The organism is Desulfuribacillus stibiiarsenatis (assembly GCF_001742305.1).
In the GTDB taxonomy this organism is placed as follows: Bacteria; Bacillota; Bacilli; order Desulfuribacillales; family Desulfuribacillaceae; genus Desulfuribacillus_A; species Desulfuribacillus_A stibiiarsenatis.
The window spans coordinates 18,071-37,270 of the sequence record NZ_MJAT01000038.1 but is presented as its reverse complement, the minus strand read 5'-3'; the positions used below and the strand labels follow the sequence as shown (position 1 = coordinate 37,270).

At 40.2% G+C, this 19,200-nt stretch carries 15 protein-coding genes and 1 other annotated feature; of the genes, 13 read left to right on the top strand and 2 right to left on the bottom strand.

Annotation, left to right across the window (positions count from 1 at the left end):
- Window positions 1-60 precede the first annotated feature (60 nt).
- Window positions 61-3,039, bottom strand: a complete 2,979-nt coding sequence (locus tag BHU72_RS13375) for a transglycosylase domain-containing protein (RefSeq protein ID WP_069703136.1) — start codon at window positions 3,037-3,039, stop codon at window positions 61-63.
- 244 nt (window positions 3,040-3,283) lie between these two features.
- Here BHU72_RS13375 and yunB point away from each other — a divergent pair, with 244 nt between their 5' ends.
- Window positions 3,284-4,009, top strand: a complete 726-nt coding sequence (gene yunB, locus BHU72_RS13370) for a sporulation protein YunB (RefSeq protein ID WP_069703135.1) — start codon at window positions 3,284-3,286, stop codon at window positions 4,007-4,009.
- Here yunB and BHU72_RS13365 read toward each other — a convergent pair.
- On the bottom strand, window positions 4,006-4,842 hold the full coding sequence (locus BHU72_RS13365; RefSeq protein WP_069703134.1) for a deoxyribonuclease IV: 837 nt from the start codon (window positions 4,840-4,842) through the stop codon (window positions 4,006-4,008). The two genes, yunB and BHU72_RS13365, sit on opposite strands and share 4 nt — an antisense overlap.
- 253 nt (window positions 4,843-5,095) lie before the next feature.
- Between BHU72_RS13365 and BHU72_RS13360 the strand changes: the two genes are divergently transcribed.
- The 12 genes from BHU72_RS13360 (at window position 5,096) to ilvC (ending at window position 19,142) form a co-directional block, all read left to right on the top strand.
- Complete coding sequence (locus BHU72_RS13360) at window positions 5,096-5,539, top strand: ACT domain-containing protein (protein ID WP_069703133.1); 444 nt, start codon at window positions 5,096-5,098, stop codon at window positions 5,537-5,539.
- A 75-nt stretch (window positions 5,540-5,614) separates the two neighbouring features.
- Window positions 5,615-6,931 carry a homoserine dehydrogenase gene (locus BHU72_RS13355; protein ID WP_069703132.1) on the top strand — a complete coding sequence of 439 codons (1,317 nt, stop codon included), beginning with the start codon at window positions 5,615-5,617 and terminating at the stop codon, window positions 6,929-6,931.
- 3 nt (window positions 6,932-6,934) lie between these two features.
- On the top strand, window positions 6,935-7,987 hold the full coding sequence (thrC, locus tag BHU72_RS13350; RefSeq protein WP_069703131.1) for a threonine synthase: 1,053 nt from the start codon (window positions 6,935-6,937) through the stop codon (window positions 7,985-7,987).
- A 25-nt stretch (window positions 7,988-8,012) separates the two neighbouring features.
- On the top strand, window positions 8,013-8,909 hold the full coding sequence (thrB, locus tag BHU72_RS13345; protein ID WP_069703130.1) for a homoserine kinase: 897 nt from the start codon (window positions 8,013-8,015) through the stop codon (window positions 8,907-8,909).
- Between the two features lie 460 nt (window positions 8,910-9,369).
- A complete protein-coding gene (gene proB, locus BHU72_RS13340) occupies window positions 9,370-10,446 on the top strand; it encodes a glutamate 5-kinase (protein ID WP_083248482.1) in 1,077 nt (358 codons plus the stop codon).
- A 56-nt stretch (window positions 10,447-10,502) separates the two neighbouring features.
- On the top strand, window positions 10,503-11,750 hold the full coding sequence (locus tag BHU72_RS13335) for a glutamate-5-semialdehyde dehydrogenase (RefSeq protein WP_069703128.1): 1,248 nt from the start codon (window positions 10,503-10,505) through the stop codon (window positions 11,748-11,750).
- 107 nt (window positions 11,751-11,857) lie between these two features.
- Window positions 11,858-12,712 carry a pyrroline-5-carboxylate reductase gene (proC, locus tag BHU72_RS13330; RefSeq protein ID WP_069703127.1) on the top strand — a complete coding sequence of 285 codons (855 nt, stop codon included), beginning with the start codon at window positions 11,858-11,860 and terminating at the stop codon, window positions 12,710-12,712.
- Complete coding sequence (gene pheA, locus BHU72_RS13325; protein ID WP_069703126.1) at window positions 12,697-13,575, top strand: prephenate dehydratase; 879 nt, start codon at window positions 12,697-12,699, stop codon at window positions 13,573-13,575. Before proC ends, pheA begins: the two co-directional genes overlap by 16 nt.
- A gap of 91 nt (window positions 13,576-13,666) precedes the next feature.
- Window positions 13,667-13,969, top strand: a binding site (T-box leader).
- Window positions 13,970-14,051: 82 nt separating this feature from the next.
- A complete protein-coding gene (ilvD, locus tag BHU72_RS13320; protein ID WP_069703125.1) occupies window positions 14,052-15,716 on the top strand; it encodes a dihydroxy-acid dehydratase in 1,665 nt (554 codons plus the stop codon).
- 145 nt (window positions 15,717-15,861) lie between these two features.
- Window positions 15,862-17,565, top strand: coding sequence for a biosynthetic-type acetolactate synthase large subunit (ilvB, locus tag BHU72_RS13315; protein ID WP_069703124.1), 1,704 nt, complete (start codon window positions 15,862-15,864; stop codon window positions 17,563-17,565).
- Between the two features lies 1 nt (window position 17,566).
- A complete protein-coding gene (gene ilvN, locus BHU72_RS13310) occupies window positions 17,567-18,067 on the top strand; it encodes an acetolactate synthase small subunit (protein ID WP_069703123.1) in 501 nt (166 codons plus the stop codon).
- Window positions 18,068-18,149: 82 nt separating this feature from the next.
- Entirely contained in the window at window positions 18,150-19,142 is a 993-nt protein-coding gene (gene ilvC / locus BHU72_RS13305) for a ketol-acid reductoisomerase (protein WP_069703122.1), read from the top strand.
- The last annotated feature ends 58 nt before the right edge of the window (window positions 19,143-19,200 follow it).

The window sequence follows — 19,200 nt, the reverse complement described above, 5'->3', positions numbered from 1 at the left end:
CGTTTTACCAAGCTTTTACTAATCCTGTGATGCATTTAATGACTGATTTACGTTTGTTCGCTAGTTTGATAGAGGTTCTGTACCAGGGTTTGATGGTTGATCACCAGGGTTTGTGTTTCCTTTTACAAGGGTTAAAGTCTTAGATTTTGCAGACTCACCACTGTCATTTTCAGCTGTGATGTAATACCAGAATGCGCCTTGGGCATTTGCCGTTACATCGGTATATCGGTTGTCTGGTGTAGCTGAGATATATTCAAAAGGTCCGTTGGCAGAAGTAGCACGATAGATTTTATATCGGGAAACGTTCTCTTCTGTCGCATTATGCACCCAATTAAGAGCTATACCCATCGGTGATTCTGTGATGCTAGTACTAGCTGGTGCTTTCGGTGGATATGTTCCAGGTCGTATACTCACGGTATTACTTGGTGATGAATTCCGGTCCTGACTATCGACTGCCTTTACATGATAATAGTATGTGAAGGAGTTAGCTACAGCAATATCTGTAAGACTAGTTGTTGTAATAACACCCTCATGTACTGGGACGAAAATTCCAGAAGGAGTATCGCTTCTTTCTAATATATAGCCCTTTACATCGGAACTAGAGCTAGGCGTCCATCGCAATGTGACAGAATTTGCTGTATGTTCTGACACGCGTAAACCAGTAGGTTCCTTAGGTGGCATCATACTAGGATCATTGAGCGGATCCACTTGAGTAGGAAGCTCCTGATCAGCATCTAAAGGTAAGTACTTGCGGTCACCCTCCGGCAATACGTAAGGGGCAGGACGTTTAATGAAATAGCCAACCTTAAGCTTATGGGCTGGAGTGAATTCACTTGGAAGATATTTTTTGCCTTCCACTTCTACATAGTTTGCTTTTATCGCAACATCGCAGTAATCCGTCGGTATTGCATCTTTTAAGAATAAGTCAGAAGCTACCCAACTAGCTTCAGCAGCAGCTTCAGAAGGTAATTTACCAGACTTTGTCGAGACAGCTACACTTTCAATGCCTTCTGGCTGTACAAAACGTTTATTCGCAGGGAAGCGATCAGGGAATTTATCGAATACTTCCTTCATGATTTTATTAAATATAATTGTCGAACGAGACCCTTCACTGGATGGCATAGGATATGGAATGTCAAACCCTATAAACACGCCTAATGCAACGTCCGGAGTATATCCTAAGAACCAGGAATCCTTTGTGTCATTTGTCGTACCAGTTTTGCCTACAATATCACGGTTTTTAAATTCTGCACCGACACGTCCACCAGTACCACTTCGTACAACAGTGCGTAACATATCCGTCATAATATAACTTGTTTGTTCAGAAAACACAGGAACGGCCTTTGGTTTGTGCTCGAACAATATATCACCATTCACATCCGTTATTTTTTTAATTAAGAACGGATCGTTATGCGCGCCTTTATTGGCAAAGGTTGCATAAGCGCCAATCATCTCTTCTACACTAATCCCTCTTTCGAGGCCACCTATGGCAGAGGCTAATTGTCGTTTATCACCCGGAGTTAACGTAGTTACGCCCATCTGCTCGACATAGCTCATTCCGACTTGTGGCGATAACTGTTCAAACACTTTCAAAGCTGGGATGTTATAGGACCACTGTAAAGCTACACGTGCAGTAATCAGTCCATGGAACTTTTTATCCCAGTTTTGCGGGAAATATTGGCCAGAAGCCGCCGATGGATCGTCTCTTACAAATGGTACATCATCAATCACGCTGCCAGGCATAAGGATTTTTTTCTCGATGGCAGGTGCAAATACTGCAATTGCTTTCATGGCAGAGCCAGTTTGACGAGTCACACGAGTATGGTTCGATTGACTTCTTTGGAACTCACGTCCTCCGCCCATTGCCCAGATTGCACCAGTCTTAGGGTCTACCATTGTGACACCAGCTTCCTGCATGGCATCTTCAATCATTTCTCCTGTAAGAGGATGTTTATAATTAATATTTTTCATGAAGTTGTCTGGATTGCTTAGAACGTTATCAACGATTTTCTGCATTTCTGGTTGAATTGTTGTATAAATGTTCACACCACTACTTAAAATCGCGTAGTGCGCTTCAGCTTTGTCGTCATATAATCCTGCATTCACAAGTGCTTCTGCAGCACGATCTTCAATATCCATCATTACAAATGGATACTTCGAATATGCACGGGCTTGCGGGCGAATTAAGTTAGCATTGATATCGTATTCTAGTGCCTCATCATATTCAGACTTAGTAATGAATTTACTTGTTAACATGTAATTAAGTACACGTTTTTGGCGGTTTTGCGCACCTTCAAGGTTGCGATATAATGAATATCCAATGGGATTCTGTGGTAAACCGGCAATGATAGAAGCTTGAGCTAAATTTAGGTCTTTCGCAGAAACGCCAAAATAACCTTTGGCTGCAGCTTCGACGCCATATATATTAGAGCCATTGGCATCTTTTCCGAAATAAATTTTATTTAAGTATGCCGTTAAAATTTCTTCTTTCGTAAGGGCGCGCTCCATACGTAGAGCTAGAAACATTTCTCGTACTTTTCTTTCCATAGACTGTTGGTGCGTAAGGAAAGTATTACGTGCAAGCTGTTGGGTAATCGTACTAAAACCACTCACGATATCCCTTGCAACTAAATTCTGCTTTACTGCTCGGAATGCTGCCATGATATTCACGCCAGGATGGTTGAAGAAGTCTCTGTCCTCTGTAGCTATAAAGGCATCGATTAAATACGGTGAGATTTCATCTAGTTCCACTGTTTTTCTATTTTCCTCAGCACGCAATTGCCCGATTAGAGTACTATCGTCGAAATAAGCAAAACCTACTTGCCAGCCTTCATTGACCTTTTCTCTAATTTCCTCTTTCGTTGGTGTAGGCATGCCATTCACCTTCGAAGCGACAAAACCTGTCACTGCTCCACCTGCAAAGAATCCAATAACAACTGCTATAGCTATAAATAATTTTAATCCTTTTAAAAATAGGCCCCCTAACATTTTCAACTGTTTCTTTCTATTTGAATTTGTCGGCGCTTTTCCTTCTGACATCGGATGGTACTCCTCTCTATTTATAAAGCATATAAAATGCGATAAGTCATTAGCAAAAAATTATAGTTTATTATAACATAATTTCAAATAGTGAACAAAAGCAAAAAAATATTTGCCATAACAGACAATTTGTCGACGACTATTATATAGGGAAAGAAAGTACGCAAAAGTCAAATAAAGATATACAAGCAGAATACTTTTCCAACACACGTGCATAGAATTGTTATAAGCGAGGTGTTGGATAGTGCCCCTTTTTAAACGATATCGAAGAAAACATTCACTGATACTATTTTTGTTTATGGCTGTATCAATTTATGGCAGCTTATATAGCTTTTATTATTTGGAGACAAACTTACGTCCAAATCTAATCTCAATTGCTGAAGTGCGGACGAAAAAAATTGCAACGGAAGCGATTAACGATGCCGTCAGTAAAAAGATTGCCGAGGAAACAGATTATCGCAATCTATTAGATATTAAATTGGATAGTCAAGGTCGAGTGTCTTATGCGCAATTAAATTTCTCTGAAGTTTCTAGGATAGCTGCCGAAACAACAATACGCGTTCAAAACACATTAAATGCGATAGAAAAGGAAGTAATCCGCATTCCAATCGGTCAGGCATTTAACTCAACGATATTATCACAATATGGACCAACGATTCCGATTACGATTGTTCCTCAGGGAGCTGCGTATACGAATGTGGATTGGCGTTTCGAAGAAGCAGGTATTAACCAAACCCTGCATGTCGTGTTTGTAGAAGTAAAGGCAGATGTTAAGATTGTAATTCCTTTTGATACGAAGAATACCCAGGTTGTCACACGAATTCCAATCGCCTATGCCTTGTATGTAGGGAATGTTCCACAATTCTACTATAACGGCAGAGGATTGCCGCAAGGAACTGAAGGAGGCGGAGATAGTCCGTCAGTGAAACCACCGAACATTTTCCCGCCTATTCAGATCATGGGTAATTAGCTGCGTGGTGGTAAAGGAGCGTTATCTCGAATATAAGCAATTTCTTCCTTATATACTCCAGTTGGAGTTTCGAGAATAAACGTAACATGTTGTAATTTATCGTGCCGAACAAATGATTGGAAGAAATCGCCCCCTAAGGTACCATAACCGATGTCTTCGTGACGATCCTTATGACTACCTAGGGGCATTTTACTGTCATTTACGTGGAATACTCGCAAACGATCAAGACCTATTTTACGATTGAATTCGTCCAATACACCATCTAAATCTTGGACTAAATCATATCCTGCCGTATACATATGGCAAGTGTCACCACAAACGCCTATCTTCTCTGGATGTTTCACAAGGCTAAGAATTTCTTGGATATGATCCATCGTTCCACCTAGTTCTGAACCATGTCCTGACATCATTTCTAATAAGACTGTTGTTTGCTCTTCTCCAGTGAGTGTTTCATCGAGTGCTTGTACAATTCTTTTGATGCCTTGTTTCTCGCCACTACCAGTATGAGAACCTGTATGGACAACTACATTTTGCACCCCTAATATCTGAGCACGCTGTATATCAAGAGATAAAATTTCCTTTGCTGCAGTAAAGGTATCTTCTTTCGGTGCTGCTAAATTGATGATATAAGGTGTATGAATAACCATAGATTGAATGCCACGCTCTACGGCAAGAGCTTTTCCTTTTTCTACATCCCTATCGATTAAATCCTTGGCTTTACCACCTCGAGGGCTTCTAGTAAAGAATTGACATGCCGTAGCATTCATATTCACTGCTTCTTGAATTGCTGCATGAAACCCCTTCGCAAAAGATACATGTGCCCCAATTATCATTTCAACCACTCCTATGTAACTTAATTGTTTTAAGTAGCTTAATTATTTTTAGAAAAAAGAAGAATGTTTTATTACAAATGTTGAATTCTGTGATGTTGAGTAAACTGAGTTAATGTTATCGATAATGTATATTTTCGTCAAATTTAATGTAAATAATGAGGATACACTATTGACCTTTTTTGAATCCGTGCTATAATGTCCATTATGCAGAGACGTTTGTATCTCATTCGAGGACAGAAGGTGATGAATAAACATGTCTAAACAAACTACATATTACCTTGTCCAGGAGGATATCTTACCAGACGTTGTAATCAAGACAGCTTTAGCTAAGGAACTATTAAATAGAGGCGAGGTTGCAACTGTCAAAGAAGCAGTGGAACGTGTAGGGATCAGCCGAAGCGTCTTTTACAAGTACAAAGACGGAATTATACCTTTTCACGAGGCATCCAGGGAGCGCATTGTTACAATCGCCCTAGATTTAAAACACGAATCTGGGATTCTCTCGAAGGTTCTGAGTGCTGTTGCAAATCACCAAGGTAACATTTTGACAATCAATCAGACCTTACCATTACAAGGGATGGCAATTGTTACTTTGACAATAGAAACCAAGTCTATGGATGTAGACTTGCCACTGTTATTAGAAAACCTTGTTAGCTTACAAGGAGTTAAGAAAGCTCATTTAGTAGGACAGAATTAACGTATATACAAAATTCAAGCAATATCTAATAGTAATTAAAGAAACGATTACAATCAATTATGAGGAGTGGGAATTATGGAAACAATAAAAGTTGGTTTGTTAGGTTTAGGTACTGTTGGTACTGGTGTGGCGAGAATTATTAAAGAAAATCAAGAGGATTTATTTAAGAAAACAGGGTATCACATTGAAATTAAAAAAGTTCTGGTAAAGAACTTAAATAAGAAACGTAATATAGAACTTTCCGAAGATATATTCACAGATAATCCTCTGGATGTTATTATGGATAAAGATATTCAGGTCCTTATTGAAGTTATGGGTGGAATCGAAGAAACTAAGAAACACATTATCGACGCCATCAATCAAGGGAAGCATATAGTTACTGCGAATAAAGATTTAATTGCTATATCAGGACAAGAGCTTTTTGAACTAGCGGACCAAAAGAAATGTGACTTAATGTATGAAGCTGCAGTTGCTGGCGCGATTCCAATTGTTCGCGCGTTAAAGGAAAGTTTAGCCGCTGATGATATTGTAGAAGTAATGGGAATCTTAAATGGAACAACCAACTACATTTTAAGCAAGATGACACAAGAAGGAGCAGATTTTGCTGATGTGTTAAAGGAAGCCCAAGAGCTGGGATATGCAGAAGCTGATCCAACCTCTGATGTAGAGGGATATGATGCTGCGCGAAAAACGGCTATTTTGGCCTCTATTGCCTTTAGTTCACGTGTTACATTTGATGATGTAAATGTGGAAGGGATCACGAAAATCTCTGCGCGCGATATTGCGTACGCGAAGGACTTAGGATATGTCATTAAACTTTTAGGTGTGGCGAAGCGTGAAAATGGTCAAATTGAAGTACGAGTAAATCCTACGTTTATCCCGAATAATCATCCGCTAGCTGCAGTTAATGGTGTATATAATGCAGTGTTTGTAAAAGGTAAGGCGTTAGGTGATGCGATGTTCTATGGCCGAGGTGCTGGCGAACTCCCGACAGCGAGTGCTGTCATGGGGGATGTTGTAGAGGTTTTAAGAAATATTCGTAGTAATTCCAATGGCAGAATTGGTTGTACGTGTTATCATGATAAGAATATTAAAGATATCAATGATATCGTTTCCAAAAGCTACATTCGTCTACTCGCTAAGGATGAGCCTGGCGTATTAGCAGGTGTCACTCGAATTCTAGGTGAGAATAACGTCAGCGTAGAATCAATTATTCAACGTGGAGGCAGAAGCGCAGGTTGTGAAGATTGTGCAACTGGTGAAGCAGAAGTTGTACTTGTAACACACACAGTAAGACACGAGCAGCTACAAAAGGCTACAAAGGAAATAGGCAAACTTGCTCAAGTTGCTAGGGTTTATAATATTGTTCGAGTAGAAGAAGGAGGCAAATAAGCAGTGAAGTGGGAAGGAATTATTGAAAAATACAAAGCATTTTTACCTGTAACAGATAAGACACCTCGCGTGACTTTATATGAAGGAAACACACCACTTGTTTACGCGAAAAATCTTTCTCAAGAATTAGGGATTGAACTATATTTTAAATATGAAGGATTAAATCCTACAGGATCGTTTAAGGACCGCGGAATGGTAATGGCTGTTGCGAAGGCAGCAGAAGAAGGTAGTAAAGTGATTATGTGTGCGTCTACAGGCAATACATCAGCTGCCGCTGCTGCGTATGCTGCTAGCATGGGTATGCGATGCCTAGTGTTAGTTCCTGCAGGGAATATAGCGTTAGGGAAATTAGCGCAAGCAATCATCTATGGTGCGGAAGTTGTAGCTATAGAAGGTAACTTTGACCAAGCATTAAAAATTGTGCGTGATATTACTGATGAAGAGCCTATCACATTAGTGAATTCTGTCAATCCATATCGCATAGAAGGTCAGAAAACGGCTGCTTTTGAGGTGTGTGATCAATTGGGAGATGCACCAGATTACTTAGTTATACCAGTTGGTAATGCAGGGAATATCACTGCGTACTGGAAAGGCTTTAAAGAATATTGCGAGCATAAGATTTCTACAAAAACTCCGATTATGCTAGGTTTTGAAGCTGAAGGTGCAGCTGCAATTGTGAAAAATGAAATTATTGAAAAACCAGAGACAATTGCTACAGCGATTCGTATTGGTAACCCAGCAAGCTGGGACGGGGCAGTAAACGCAGCGAAAGAATCTAATGGAAAAATTGATATGGTGACTGATGAAGAAATCATTGCTGCATACAAATTAATGGCAAAGCGTGAAGGGATTTTTGCAGAGCCTGGATCGGCTGCTTCTCTAGCAGGTGTATTAAAGTCTGTGCAAGATGGGACGATTCCAAAGGGTTCTAAAGTTGTAAGTGTCCTTACAGGGAATGGCTTAAAGGATCCTAACACAGCTTTAAGTGTAACGAATTACGAGCCGGAAGTAGTTCCAGCAGAGAAAGAAGCTGTATTAAAGAAGATTATTGGCTAAACAGATATGATTTGGAGGAGACATAATGGTAAAGGTCACAGTACCTGCTACGACTGCGAACCTAGGCCCGGGCTTTGATACGATGGGAATGGCGTTGGATATGTATAATACAGTAGAAATGGCAATCCATGATTCGTTAGTGATAACTGTTAGTGGGGAAGGCGAGTCTGATATCAGTCTAAACGAAACGAATATTGTCTACCAAGCTGCGAAAATGGTCTTTGATCAAGTTGAGCAACATTGTCCTGGATTACGTATTCATCTTCATAATGAAGTGCCTGTTGCAAGAGGTCTTGGGAGTAGTGCGGCAGCGGTAGTAGGGGGAGTTGTCGCAGCCAACGCGCTGTTAGATAATCCATTATGTGAACAAGAATTAGCTGAACTCGTGACAAAGATTGAGGGACATCCTGATAATGTACTTCCTGCTTTATTAGGCGGAGTTATTGTCGCGGGATGGGGCAAGGATAAATTGCTTTATCAGAAAATAGTACCTGGTATCCAGATTGAAGCAGTTGTCGCAATCCCAGAATTTCCGTTAGCGACGAAGAAGGCAAGAGAAGTCTTGCCTAGCACAGTATCGTTTCAGGACGCGTTATTTAATGTGAACAGGGCATCGTTGTTAGTGACTGCTCTTATAACGAATAACCTACAATTATTAGCAGAGGTTATGGAAGATCGATTGCATCAGCCATACCGCTGTACACTTATACCAGGCATGAATGAAGTAATAGAAAATGCCAAGGCGGCAGGGGCCCTAGGAGTAGTGCTAAGTGGAGCGGGACCGACAATCTTAGCACTCACTACTGACGACTCAAAACAAGTGCAAACTGTTATGAAGGAAGTCTTTGAAGCGCATGGCGTGAAATGTAATATTAGGGTATTAAAGCCTATTTTATCAGGCGCTAAGATTGATAAATCTTAAGTGAGAAATGGAGTTTCTCGTCCGTACTGGATGATGAACTCTTCTTTTTTAATACAAATGTTAATAAAACGTGCTAAATTGTAGCATTATAACGCACTACTTCGTTGCTAGTATATAGAATCCTTCTATCTCAGCGGCTTTATTAATACTCCCACTTCTACAGAATGGTTCTTCTATTTTTAAAATAGTTAGAACCATTACGTACCTTTAGGTGAAAGTGGGAGATAAGTGTCGCCAAGCTTCACCCGCAAGGGGTACAGGCGAAATAAGTGCAACTAAAGCATTCTCTTCGCCTAAGGCTTGGCGAATGCTAAGTTTTCTTTATCTTAGCGGCTTTACTAATTCTCACTTTATAAGTGAGAGATAAGTATCGCCAAGCTGCGAAATAAGTGCAACTAAAGCATTCTCTTCGCCTAAGGCTTGGCGAATGCTAAGTTTTCTTTATAGGAGATGGACGAAAATGAAGAATAGAGTAGTAATAAAAGTAGGAAGTAGTAGCCTTACGGCCGATGGAATTATAGCCCACGATCAAATGGAAAAGCTGACAACACAGATAGCGTACCTCATGCGTAAAGGGTTTGAAGTGGTGTTAGTATCTTCTGGTGCTGTTGCGGCAGGGCTTGGTAAGTTAGGTTGGGAGCGCGAGGGGCTTCTCGTACCACAGAAACAAGCAGCAGCTGCTGTAGGTCAGGGTCTATTAATGCACCGTTATGAACAACTATTCCAATGCGAAGGCATCAATGTCGCACAAATTTTATTAACCAATGAAGATATTGCAGACCGAAAACGCTACGTGAATGCCAAAAATACGTTTCAGACTTTATTGCAAAACGGCATTCTTCCAATTGTGAATGAGAATGATACAGTAGCAGTGGATGAGATTAAATTTGGTGACAATGATCGACTTGCAGCACTTGTTGCAGGTGTTGTAGAGGCCGATTCACTGCTTGTTCTAACAGATATAGATGGTCTTTACACGGATCACCCGAAGCATAATCCAGAAGCGAAGAAGCTAGATGTTGTAGACATAATTGATGAATCAATTCAACAAATGGCTAAAGGTGCTGGTACCAAGGCTGGTACCGGTGGTATGATCACAAAAATCGAAGCGGCGAGAATTGCGACACTGAGCGGTGCTACTACATATATTGCAAAGGGTTCAATACCGTGGGTGTTGAAGAAGATTTTCTTAGAGCATGAGAATATTGGAACGAAGTTTCTTCCTGCCCAAAAGACGTTAAAAAATAGGATGCAATGGCTAGCTTTTGCAAGTAAGCCACTGGGTAAGATTTTTGTCGACCATGGTGCAGAACATGCGATATATCATGATAACAAAAGTCTTTTAGCCGCTGGGGTAAAAGAAATAAAAGGTGATTTTTGTAGCGGAAATGTCATTGAAATTTGTAGTGAATCTGGCAAAGAATTAGGGAAGGGCGTTGTCAGCATTTCCAGTGCGGAGATTAAAGGCATATTAGAACAAGAAATTCGACCAAAAGGAATTATTGTTATTCATAAAAATGACCTATTTATCCACTAGAGAAATGTGTTATTATGGTTGGAAATATAATCAGTCAATCGCTCGGAGGGATATCCATGTCAGAAGTAGTAGAAAAAGCAAAAATAGCAAAACAGGTCTGTCGTAAGTTATCCACGACATCATCAGAGGCAAAGAATCAAGCAATCTTAGCCATTGCTCAAGGGTTACTACAAAATATTGATGTCATTGTCGCGGAGAATCAAAAGGATATTGATGCGGCAATTGCCAACCAAACTTCTCAATCCATTATCGATCGTTTGATTTTAACAGAAGCGAGAATTAAAGATATGGTAGAAGGTTTAGAGCAAATTACTCAATTAGAAGATCCAATCGGAGAAGTATTACTCGAGAAAGCTCTAGATTCGAATGTCTTGATGCAAAAGGTTAGAGTACCGTTTGGACTCATCGGTATCATTTATGAGGCGCGACCAAATGTTACGATTGATGCGATAGGACTTTGTTTGAAGACGGGCAATGCTGTCCTTCTACGTGGTGGTTCTAATGCGATTCATAGTAACACATGCTTAGTTTCAATCGTAAAGAAAGCATTACAAGGAACAGAGGTATCGCCAGATGCTGTACAACTCATTGAAGGCTTAGATCGTAAGTTAGTAGAGGAAATGCTTACATTAAATCAATACCTGGACTTAGTGATTCCACGCGGTGGGGCTGGGTTGATACAAATGGTAGTTCAGAAATCTACGGTACCTGTGATAGAAACAGGAGTTGGTAATTGTCATTTATTTATTGATAAGGAAGCACAAGTAAGTATGTCAATAGATATTGCAATCAATGGAAAGACACAACGTCCGGCAGTATGTAATTCGATAGAGACAATTCTTGTCGAGCAACAATGGGCTCGCAATCATCTTACTACTCTTAATGACGCTTTAATAGAGCAGAGTGTGAAAATCCTTGGTTGTGCAAAAACACAAACTCTAGATTCGAGGGTAGAATCCGCAACAGAGGAAGACTATTATACGGAATTTCTAGACTATATAGTAGCTATGAAAATCGTCGAATCTGTTGACCAAGCGATCGAACATATAGAGATATATGGTAGTCGTCATTCGGAGGCGATTATTACAGAAAATCGTGAAAACGCCAACAAATTTTTAAATGAAGTGGATGCCGCGGCTGTCTATCATAATGCGTCTACGAGATTTACGGACGGCTTCCAATATGGTTTTGGAGCGGAAATTGGCATTAGTACTCAAAAGCTACATGCTAGAGGACCAATGGGATTACCGGAATTAACAAGCTATAAATACCGACTGTACGGCCAAGGACAAATTCGTCAATAGAAAGTGAATTGTACGTCATGGAAGTACGTCTTGGAATGTAATGAAAGTATATCATGAAAAATAGAGTGAGCCATATGTAATAAAATGTACAGAGATGAGGGAACACGATGAGTGCAAGTACTTTAGGAAAATCGATTTTTTTTATTGGTGCTGGGTCGATGGCGGAAGCCATTATAAAAGGACTTGTAACATCAGCAATAATTGCACCGCAACAAATCTATGTTACAAATCAAAAAAATCATGATCGTCTAGTAGAATTGCGCGAAAAATATGGAGTTGAGCTAGCTTCCTCGATTCAGCAAGGGTGTGAACTTGCAGACGTCATAGTGCTTGCGGTAAAACCTTGGGCTATTAAGGATGTTACTACGGAGCTCGCTGCTTTTCTTAATAATCAACAAATTCTTATATCCGTAGCAGCGGGGATTACAACTGAGATCATCGAGACTATTATTAAACAAGAAATTCCAGTGATTAGAACAATGCCGAATACTTCTAGTGCTATATGCGAATCTGCCACTGGTATTTGCAAAGGTAAGTATGTAAATGCTGAAACATTGCACATAGCTGAGAAAATTTTCGAGACTATCGGTAAAGTTGCAGTTGTTGAAGAGTCTCAAATGGATGCGGTGACTGGTTTAAGCGGTAGTGGACCGGCGTATATCTATTACCTTATTGAAGGTATGGAGAAAGCTGGTGTTGAGGCTGGTTTATCACAGGAAGTATCGCGTGAGCTTGTAGTGCAGACTGTCTATGGGGCTGCCAAAATGCTATTAGAGACGAAAGCAGAACCAGCAATATTACGACAACAAGTGACTTCGCCAAACGGAACGACTGCCGCAGGCTTGCAAAAACTTGAAGACAATCAATTTCATGACATATTATATGCTGCAGTGGCAAGAGCTAAGGAACGGGCTGGAGAAATAGGAAAGGAATTGGAAGCAACTTTATGGAATACAAAATAGGTTATTTAGGTCCTAGGGGTACTTTTACACAACAAGCAGCAGAACAACTTATGCCCAAGAATCGTCAATTAATTCCTTATCCGAGTATTGCTGATGTTCTTCTAGCGGCTGATGAAGGGAAAATCGATGCTGCTGTTGTACCAATCGAGAACTCTATTGAAGGGTCAGTGAACTTGACGGTAGATTTCTTAGCCAATCAAGTAGAGCTATATATTGCGAAGGAAGTCGTAGTACCCGTTTCTCACTCGTTATTAGTCAATCATGGGGTTCATCTAGATCAGATTCAGACAGTGATGTCTCATCCGCAGGCGATAGCTCAATGTAGGCACTATTTGAGAGAGTTCTTGCCGAATGCGCAAACAGAGCATTTACAAAGTACGGCAAAGGCAGCAGAATATATTCATGAAAATAAAGATCGAGATAAAGCTGCCATCGGAACAGTACTCGCGGCAGATATTTATGACTTAACGATTCTAGCAGCAAATATTCAAGATCGCACGAATAATAATACCCGCTTTGTATTAGTAACGAAGAAGTGGAAGGAACTATTAGAATATGTACGTTCAGATAATGAGCCATGGAAGACTTCTATACTTGTTACTTTAGGGAAGGACTATCCAGGAGCATTATATGAAGTATTGCGTTCTTTTGCAGAGGAATCCATTGACTTAACGAAAATTGAGTCTCGTCCAACGAAGAAGCAACTAGGTTCTTATCACTTTTTTATTGACCTGCATGGGCATATTGATGATGAAAAAGTACAGAAAGCATTAGCTCATGTTAAGAAGACGGGATCTACTGTGCAATTTTTGGGAAGTTATCAATTATTAACCTTCACTCCTTTGAAAAAAAGTGGGTCATAAGTATTGACATCTCACTGCTAGCTAGATATAATTTTCTATAAACATTCAAAGAATAATCATAGATTTCAGAAAATTTGCAAAACATTTTCATTGATAAGCGATGAAGAGGACAAGTAACTTATAGAGTATTAGTGTACAGAGAGCCTGGAAGGATGAGAACAGGCCACTAAGCTATTTGTGAACTCACCTCAAAGCAATCAACTGAACCGATATCGATTACGATATCCCACTAGGATTGATCGTTAGACACACGATACGTGTTGAACAGTATCCATGATGGATGATAGGATTCCGCCCAAAAGCGAATACTATTATTATCTGTGGATCAAGAGACTTGAGTTGTAAAACTTAAGTGAACCAGGGTGGTACCGCGACCAATACCTTCGTCCCTGTTACAGGATTATCCTGTATACAGAGATGAGGGTTTTTTTAATACCTATCAGAATCTAACCTTACACTAATGGAGGAGTTATACTATGAAGAATCAAGTGACACAAGGAATCGAAAGAGCACCTCATCGTTCGCTTTTTAAGGCTATGGGGTATATTGATGAAGAGTTAAAGCAGCCACTGATTGGGATTGTTAACTCTCATAACGAAATTATTCCTGGACACAAGCATCTTAAGCAAATCTCTGAAGCTGTCAAAGCTGGTGTAAGGATGGCAGGTGGAACACCATTAGAATTTTCGACAATTGCTGTATGTGATGGTATTGCAATGAATCATTTAGGAATGCATTACTCCCTCGCGAGTAGAGAAATCATCTGTGATAGCATTGAAGTAGTGGCAAGTGCTCATGACTTCGATGCGATAGTATTCGTTCCAAACTGTGACAAAGTTGTTCCTGGTATGCTTATGGCAGCTGCGAGAATTAACAAGCCATCGATTTTCATTAGTGGTGGACCGATGCTAGCTGGTAAATTTAAAGATAGAAGCGTTGACTTAAGTAGTGTCTTTGAAGCAGTTGGAGCTGTGAAAGCAGGGAAAATGTCAGAAGCTGACTTATATCAAATGGAAGAGAACGCTTGTCCTGGGTGCGGTTCTTGTGCTGGTATGTTTACAGCGAACTCTATGAACTGTCTAACGGAAGCAATTGGAATGGCATTACCTGGATCAGGAACAATTCCTGCGGTGTTTGCTCATAGAGAGCGATTAGCAAAATACACTGGAATCAAAATATTAGAACTACTGGAAAAGAATATTCGTCCTAGAGATATTATGTCTGCCAAAGCACTTGAAAATGCTTTATCCGTCGATATGGCACTTGGATGCTCATCTAATACTATATTGCATTTATTAGCAATTGCGAATGAATTAGATGCTGATTTAGACTTAAAGTATATCGATTCAGTTAGTGCACGTACTCCGCAACTTTGCAAATTAAGCCCTGCTGGAGACCAACACATTGAAGATTTGTACTTTGCAGGTGGAATTCAAGCGGTAATGAAGGTGCTAGCTGGTCAATTAGATACATCTGTCATTACAGCAACTGGCAAAAGCTTAGGTGAAAACTTAGAGAATGCTGCAAATTTAAATACTGAAGTAATTCGTCCAGTCGATAATCCTTACAATCAGACAGGTGGAATCGCGATTCTTTTCGGAAACTTAGCTCCTGACGGTGCGGTAGTAAAGCAAGGGGCAGTAGCTCCTGAGATGATGGTTCATGAAGGGCCTGCTAAAGTTTTCGATGGGGAAGAAAGTGCTGTACAGGCTATTATGACTGGCGGAATTGTAAAAGGTGATGTAGTAGTCATCCGTTACGAAGGACCCCGTGGTGGACCTGGTATGAGAGAAATGTTAACACCTACCTCTGCATTAGCAGGTATGGGTTTAGATAAGGAAGTAGCATTACTAACGGATGGAAGATTCTCTGGAGCAACTCGTGGAGCGTCAATCGGGCACGTTTCTCCAGAAGCGAAAGCGTATGGACCAATCGCTATTGTACAAGAAGGGGATATCATTGCAATCGATATTCCAAAGCGTAAGCTTGATATTAAGTTAAGCGACGCTGAGATTCAACAACGCATTGAAGACTCAAAAGCAACCATTGATGCTAAACAGCCTAGAGTAACAAAAGGATATTTAAAGCGCTATTCTTCATTGGTTCAATCCGCTAATACAGGGGCAGTGTTTAAAAAATAAGCTGGCTTTCCATAGAGACAACGGAAATAAGTAGCTGAAGTTAGAAATATGACACAGCATATATAACGAAGTAACACTAGATAAAAGATAAAGTTCACTGGATGAGCTAGGAGAGAAGAAATATAAGAGAGAGGTGTATATCGCGATGAGTGCTAGTGGAGCCAAAACAGAAAAAGAAAAAATCAATGGAGCACAGATGGTAATTGAGTGTCTAAAGCAAGAAGGCGTAGATCTTGTATTTGGATACCCTGGGGGAGCTATTATGAAGGTGTATGATGCTCTTTATGATAGTGGGTTAAAGCACATTCTAGCTAGACATGAGCAGGGTGCAATTCATGCAGCCGATGGCTACGCTCGAGCGACTGGAAAAGTCGGAGTATGTATTGCAACTTCAGGACCAGGGGCAACGAATCTTGTAACTGGAATCGCTACAGCCTATATGGACTCAGTTCCACTTGTATGTATTACAGGCCAAGTAGGGACAGACCTATTAGGAACAGATGCTTTCCAAGAAGCGGATATTACAGGTATTACAATGCCAATTACAAAGCACAATTATCTGGTAAAGCATATTAAAGAGATTCCTCGTGTAATGAAAGAAGCCTTTCATATTGCTAGGACTGGGAGACCAGGGCCAGTTCTGATTGACTTTTGTAAAGATGTAGGCGTGCAATTAGCCGAATTTTCTTATCCAGACAGCGTCTACATTCGAAGCTATAATCCTACGTATGCGCCAAATAAAGGGCAGATTAAAAAGCTAGCGAAGGTAATTAAAGAAGCAAAAAAACCATTGATTATGACTGGTGGGGGAATGATCCGTTCCAATGCTTCCAATGAATTATATAAAGTAGCTAAAACAGCGAACATTCCTGTTGTGTCAACCTTTAATGGGTTAGGTGCATTCCCAGGAAGTGATGAGTTACATTTAGGAATGTTAGGGATGCATGGTACTATAGCGGCAAACTGGGCTGTCAATGAGTGTGACTTGCTATTAAACTTTGGTGCACGTTTTGATGATCGTGTGACAGGAAAGCTTGACGAATTCGCAAAACACGCGAAAATTGTTCATGTAGATATTGATCCTGCTGAGATTGGTAAGAATATTTCTGCACATATTCCAATCGTGGGCGATTTAAAGAATGTATTGGAAGCGCTCATCGAACATGTTGAGCCTTTGGACATTGAAGAATGGAGAACACAAGTTAAGTTTTGGAAGAGTGAGTATCCTCTCACATACTTGAAAGGTGATGGAAAGCTCCGTCCGCAATTTGTAATTGACACAATTTGTCAAAAGACAGATAGTAAAGCCATTATCGCTACCGATGTAGGGCAGCATCAGATGTGGACTTCGCAATATTATACATTTAATGAAGCGAATCAGTTCTTCTCATCTGGTGGTTTGGGAACTATGGGCTATGGCTTACCTGCAGCAATCGGTGCACAGCTTGGGCGTCCAGAACGCCAGACAATTTGTATTTCCGGTGACGGTAGTGTGCAAATGAATATTCAAGAGCTAGCGACAATCTCTGAACATCAGATTCCATTAAAGCTTGCAATCCTGAATAATGGGGCTTTGGGAATGGTGCGTCAATGGCAAGAAATGTTCTTCCAAAAGCGCTACTCACAAACAATCTTTAAAGGACATCCAGACTTTGTGAAACTCGCTGAAGCTTATAGCATTAAAGCATTCCGTGCAACTACTCCGGAAGAGGCAGAGCAAATCATTGATGAAGCATTAGCTTTTGAGGGTCCGTGTGTGTTAGAATTTGTTGTTGAACAATCAGAAAACGTATTTCCTTTCATTCCACCAGGCGCTCCAGTTGAGAATATGATGAGAGGAGATGAGTAATATGAAAAATGTTAAAAATGTAATCTCTGTTCTTGTTAACGACCAATCGGGTGTTCTTTCACGGATTTCTGGTCTCTTTAGTCGAAGAGGATTTAACATTGATAGTATTACTGTAGGTCCAGCTGAAGAAGTTGGTTTATCCCGAATGACAATTGTTGTTAGGGGAGATGAGCCAACGGTTGAGCAAGTTATGAAGCAGCTGCATAAGCTCATTGATGTGATTAAGGTCATTAATATTACCCATGAACCAAATGTTACTCGCGAACTAGCACTCATTAAAGTAATGGTAACAGCAAACACTAGGCCAGAGGTTCTTAACTTAATTGAACCATTCCGCGCAAGCGTCGTCGATGTGAGTCGCAACTCACTGATAGTTCAAGTGGTTGGAGATGAGTCAAAAATTACTGCTATGCTTGAATTATTAAGACCATATGGCATTAAAGAAGTTGCTAGAACTGGTGTCGTATCTTTACTTAGAGGTACTACTACAAAAGATTCATAGTTAGCTGAATTCAATGAAGGAAAGCTAACTTATCTAATATAAAATCTAAAATTTGATCTAATACTTAGGAGGAATTATTAAAATGGTAAAAATGTATTATGAAAACGAGGCAAAATTAGATATCTTAAAGGGAAAAACAATTGCTGTAATCGGTTATGGTAGCCAAGGTCACAGCCAGGCACAAAACCTTCGTGATAGTGGGTTAAAAGTAATTATTGGTCTTCGTCAGGGTAAATCTTGGGAAGTAGCAGAAGCAGATGGTTTTGAAGTGTATTCTGTAGGAGAAGCAACACAAAAGGCTGACTTCATTCAAATTCTTCTTCCAGACGAAAGACAAGGAAAAGTATATGCTGAGGAAATTGCTCCTTATTTAACAGAAGGTAAGACATTATCATTCTCTCACGGCTTTAACATTCACTTTGGACAAATCGTTGCTCCTAAAAACGTGGATGTAATGTTAGTAGCTCCAAAGGGCCCTGGTCACCTAGTTCGTCGTGTATACGTAGAAGGTGGCGGAGTACCAGGACTATTTGCTATTCAACAAGATGCAACAGGTAATGCACGTGAGATTGCTCTTGCTTATGCAAATGGTATCGGTGCAGCTCGTTCAGGTGTACTTGAAACATCATTTAGAGAAGAGACAGAAACAGATTTATTCGGTGAGCAAGCAGTATTATGTGGTGGAGCATCGGAGCTTGTAAAAGCTGGCTTTGAAACATTAGTAGAAGCTGGATACCAACCAGAAATCGCATATTTCGAGTGCTTACATGAGTTAAAGTTAATCGTTGATTTAATGTATGAAGGCGGATTAAGCCGTATGCGTTACTCAATCAGTGACACAGCACAATACGGAGATTTCATGATTGGTAGAAGAATCATCACGGATGAAACTCGTAAAGAGATGAAGAAAGTATTGAAAGAGATTCAAGACGGAGAATTTGCACGTAACTGGATCTTAGAGAACCAAGCAAACCGCCCTGTATTTAACGCAATTGCTAGACAAGAGGAAGAGCACCAAATTGAAAAAGTTGGCGCTGAATTACGTGGCATGATGTCATGGTTAAATAAGAAATAATACAACCGAATATAGAGTTTCTATAAAAATTAAAAGCATTTTTAAAGGATAGAGGTGG

Bases quoted from the DNA above. Each gene is read 5' to 3' on its own strand.
- ilvD (WP_069703125.1), top strand. From the start codon at position 14,052: ATGAAGAATCAAGTGACACAAGGAATCGAAAGAGCACCTCATCGTTCG.
- BHU72_RS13360 (WP_069703133.1), top strand. From the start codon at position 5,096: ATGTCTAAACAAACTACATATTACCTTGTCCAGGAGGATATCTTACCA.
- thrB (WP_069703130.1), top strand. From the start codon at position 8,013: ATGGTAAAGGTCACAGTACCTGCTACGACTGCGAACCTAGGCCCGGGC.
- ilvN (WP_069703123.1), top strand. From the start codon at position 17,567: ATGAAAAATGTTAAAAATGTAATCTCTGTTCTTGTTAACGACCAATCG.
- proB (WP_083248482.1), top strand. From the start codon at position 9,370: ATGAAGAATAGAGTAGTAATAAAAGTAGGAAGTAGTAGCCTTACGGCC.
- BHU72_RS13355 (WP_069703132.1), top strand. From the start codon at position 5,615: ATGGAAACAATAAAAGTTGGTTTGTTAGGTTTAGGTACTGTTGGTACT.
- ilvC (WP_069703122.1), top strand. From the start codon at position 18,150: ATGGTAAAAATGTATTATGAAAACGAGGCAAAATTAGATATCTTAAAG.
- BHU72_RS13375 (WP_069703136.1), bottom strand. From the start codon at position 3,039: ATGTCAGAAGGAAAAGCGCCGACAAATTCAAATAGAAAGAAACAGTTG.
- ilvB (WP_069703124.1), top strand. From the start codon at position 15,862: ATGAGTGCTAGTGGAGCCAAAACAGAAAAAGAAAAAATCAATGGAGCA.
- pheA (WP_069703126.1), top strand. From the start codon at position 12,697: ATGGAATACAAAATAGGTTATTTAGGTCCTAGGGGTACTTTTACACAA.
- proC (WP_069703127.1), top strand. From the start codon at position 11,858: ATGAGTGCAAGTACTTTAGGAAAATCGATTTTTTTTATTGGTGCTGGG.
- BHU72_RS13335 (WP_069703128.1), top strand. From the start codon at position 10,503: ATGTCAGAAGTAGTAGAAAAAGCAAAAATAGCAAAACAGGTCTGTCGT.
- BHU72_RS13365 (WP_069703134.1), bottom strand. From the start codon at position 4,842: ATGATAATTGGGGCACATGTATCTTTTGCGAAGGGGTTTCATGCAGCA.